This is a genomic window from Thiocystis minor, assembly GCF_016653465.1.
Lineage (GTDB): Bacteria > Pseudomonadota > Gammaproteobacteria > Chromatiales > Chromatiaceae > Chromatium > Chromatium minus.
This window is the reverse complement of the sequence record NZ_NHSQ01000143.1, coordinates 1-2,923: the sequence shown is the minus strand read 5'-3', so window position 1 is coordinate 2,923 and position 2,923 is coordinate 1. Positions and strand designations below refer to the sequence as shown.

Below are 2,923 nucleotides of genomic sequence, written 5' to 3'. Positions count from 1 at the left end.
AGCATGAACCTGTTCGAACAGGAGGGGTCGGCGATCAGCTTGGCCAAGAAGCGCCGCAAGGCCGCGTGGAACGATGACTATCGCGCCAAGGTGGTGTTCGGCTGAGGATTTAAGCGCGCTCGCCCTGCGTGACGACCGCTTCGGCGCGCCGCTGGGAGAGGGTCCGGTTATAATCGAAGCTGCCAGCCATGTCCGTATGCCCGACTACCAGGAGCTTGAGGTCCGGGTTGGATTGCAGCAGCGCGGCAATTTCCGTCAGGGCCGGCGCCGACGCCGCTTTCACCGTGGCTTGGTCGAAATCGAACAGGATGCCGTAGAGGGCAATGCGCCCGGTGGTGGCGATGGCGCGCGCCATCTCTGCCGCGTCCACCTCGACCATTTTCTGCTCGCGACCCTGGGACTCGACGATATCCACCACGGCGACGGTGCGCCCGTCCAGCGCTTCGCAAGAGGAACCCGCCTTCAGGGTGTAGGCGAGCACCGAGACGTGGGCCTGTTGCGCCGGCAGTTCGACCGCCAGGTAGCGCTGGTCCTTGATCCGCTCCGTCAGCGCGCAATGTCCATTGGAAAAGGCGGGGTCGTTGATCCGTTCCTCGGGGTACAACACCATGGCGAGGCTCATCTCGCCGCCACCCCCGCTGCTCGAACGCCCCGAGTCTCCTCCGCACGCCTCACCCTTGCAGGTGAACAGTATTTTGCCCCCGAGCGCCTCTACCTCGTCCTGGTAATTGCGCACGACCTCCAGGGACGAGCGCCCCGCCGGGACGACATAGACCAGACGGGTGGTTCGTCCTTCCAGCTCCAGACGCTGCTCCGGTGCAAACCAATGGTTGTTATGCTGATCGCGCCGTTCTTTGTCCGCGTCTTCCTTGAGCGGTCCTGTTGGCAAGGCGAATTCATCGAAGGCTTGACCATCATGGGCGACGATGAACGACCCCTCGTAGCGCTTCAGTAGCGGGTGGTCCTGGGTACCGTCCAGATCCTGGGTGGGCAGGGTAGCGTCGGACCAGACGCCAGCGGCGAACAGGGAGAGGCTTAACGTGATTAGGATCGTGCGAAGCATGGTCACAACTCCTCGGACAGATAGTGGGTTGAGACGGCCCTTGCGGATGCTGAATCGTCACGGGAGCACCAAAGGGCGCAGGTCTTTGACCAGCAAAAAGAGATGGAGCGAGTCCGTCGGTGATGGCACAAATCCGAAGTGCTCATAGAAGCGCTGTGCGGTGTCGTCCTTGGCATGCACGGCAAAGGCGCGGAGACCACCGATGTCAGCGGCTTGGAGGGTTCGGCGCATGGCGTCCTTGAGTAGACCTGCCCCGATCCCCCGGCCCTGCCAGGCCATGCTCACGGCCAAGCGTGCCAGCAGCATGATGGGCACGGGATGACGTGCCAGTCCCTTGATGAGTCGTTCCGGCGCCTCGGCATAGGCCACCTCGCCCACGACCAGGCTGTAGAAACCGATCACCGCCTCATCGTGGAGGCCGACATAGGTCTGCGAGGCATCGGCTTGTTGGTTCGTGAGGGCATAGCGAATCAGGAAGCGATCCAGTTCCTCCCGCCCGCAGGTGAAGCCATCGATCGGGTGATCCCGTCGCAGCTTCTCAATGCGAAATCCCTGGGTCATTCCGGTGCGGGTGGATCGAAGGGTGTTGGTTCGCGGAAGAGACGTTCAAGACGCGGCAACGGGCGCGGTGGCGCGTCCAGGGCGGCCATGAAGGCGGTCCAATGTTCCGCGTCGAGGGAAAACCGTTGCCGTTCGGCCAAGGTTTCATCGGCTTGAACCAGGGCGCTGGTCAGCACAAATTGACTCACCGATTGGTGTCGCTCCTGGGCGGCGGCACTGAGTCGCGCTTTCGCTTCGGGCGATAACCGGAGATCCAGTTTTGTCGTGCGGTTCTGACGGATGGACATCGACGCCTCCTTTCAACTGAGGGACAGTATAGCGCATGACATTGTCATGACACGCACCTCGTCTGGTTCAGGATTCGCCAGGACGGAAGTTGCTGTACTGAGTGGTGGTATCAGGTGCAGCGCCTGAAAGTACACTCTACCCCAAAGACAAAAGGCCGGGCGAGTGCCCGGCCTTCTTCACTTCAACATGAGAATGCGGTGTGTCCTTACGCCGCTTTCGCTCGCTCCGTTTCAACCGCCCCGTGCTCCATTGCGCGGCCCGCATGTGTGGCATCGAATCTCGATACGATGTGGTGTCATCGCCTCGGGGAACGTGGCGACGTGCGGTCCTTTCCGTCAGACCGACGCTCAGAGATCATTGACCCAGGAAAACCGGAAGATTTCGAGCAGCATGCCCGCAAGACCGCCCCCGATCAATCCGCCCAGAATGGTCTGTGGCATGGCGTGATACATCGCCACGCTGGCGGCTTGCCACAATGGATCCCCCAGGGTCAGCAGGGGGCCATTGATCATCCAGACGCTGCCGGCAGCCACCGCCGCGAGGAGCGCCATGATCGCGGTCGCCAGCCACGCGCGGGCGGGAGATGCCTGGCGTCTCCGGCAGATCCCGTCCACCCATCCCCGTACCGTCGCCACATAGAGCACCCCACTGACGCTCACCAGGAACGCGAGCGCCGCCACCCGTAACAGGGGTGTTGCCAGCAGCAGCTCGGTACTGATCAGTCCCACTCCGCCCGCCGCACCGGCCATTAGGCCGGCCACGGCCTTGCCCGGAACCTGACAGGAATCGCGTTCCGGGAATGGAACGGTTAGCCCAAGTTTAACGCCTCAGATTATTTCTCTTTTAAGATCATCCGCTTACAGCGGAAAAAATCGCTCAGTGGCACTACATTCGTGAAATTTTGTGAAACCGGACGATTCAGACAATCATTTTCTGTATCCCTCCCGGGCTGGGATCGCTGCCCAGCGCCTGGATGATCGCCAGCTGCGCCGGCTCGGCGCGGGTCGCCTT

4 protein-coding genes are annotated in these 2,923 nt (G+C 61.9%); all 4 read right to left on the bottom strand.

Going from position 1 to position 2,923, the window contains the following annotated elements; all coding sequences use genetic code 11:
• Window positions 1-109: 109 nt before the first annotated feature.
• The 4 genes from CCR95_RS19430 to CCR95_RS19415 all read right to left on the bottom strand — a co-directional run bounded on the left by CCR95_RS19430 (window position 110) and on the right by CCR95_RS19415 (window position 2,640).
• The gene (locus CCR95_RS19430; RefSeq protein ID WP_201097564.1) at window positions 110-1,063 is read right to left on the bottom strand and encodes an OmpA family protein; all 954 of its coding nucleotides are present in this window, start codon (window positions 1,061-1,063) and stop codon (window positions 110-112) included.
• A gap of 57 nt (window positions 1,064-1,120) precedes the next feature.
• The gene (locus tag CCR95_RS19425; RefSeq protein WP_201097563.1) at window positions 1,121-1,624 is read right to left on the bottom strand and encodes a GNAT family N-acetyltransferase; all 504 of its coding nucleotides are present in this window, start codon (window positions 1,622-1,624) and stop codon (window positions 1,121-1,123) included.
• Window positions 1,621-1,911 (bottom strand): type II toxin-antitoxin system TacA family antitoxin, encoded by a 291-nt coding sequence (locus CCR95_RS19420; protein ID WP_201097561.1) that lies wholly within the window; start codon window positions 1,909-1,911, stop codon window positions 1,621-1,623. The genes CCR95_RS19425 and CCR95_RS19420 overlap by 4 nt, the downstream gene beginning before the upstream one ends.
• 348 nt (window positions 1,912-2,259) lie before the next feature.
• Window positions 2,260-2,640, bottom strand: coding sequence for a hypothetical protein (locus CCR95_RS19415; RefSeq protein WP_201097559.1), 381 nt, complete (start codon window positions 2,638-2,640; stop codon window positions 2,260-2,262).
• Window positions 2,641-2,923: the final 283 nt, after the last annotated feature.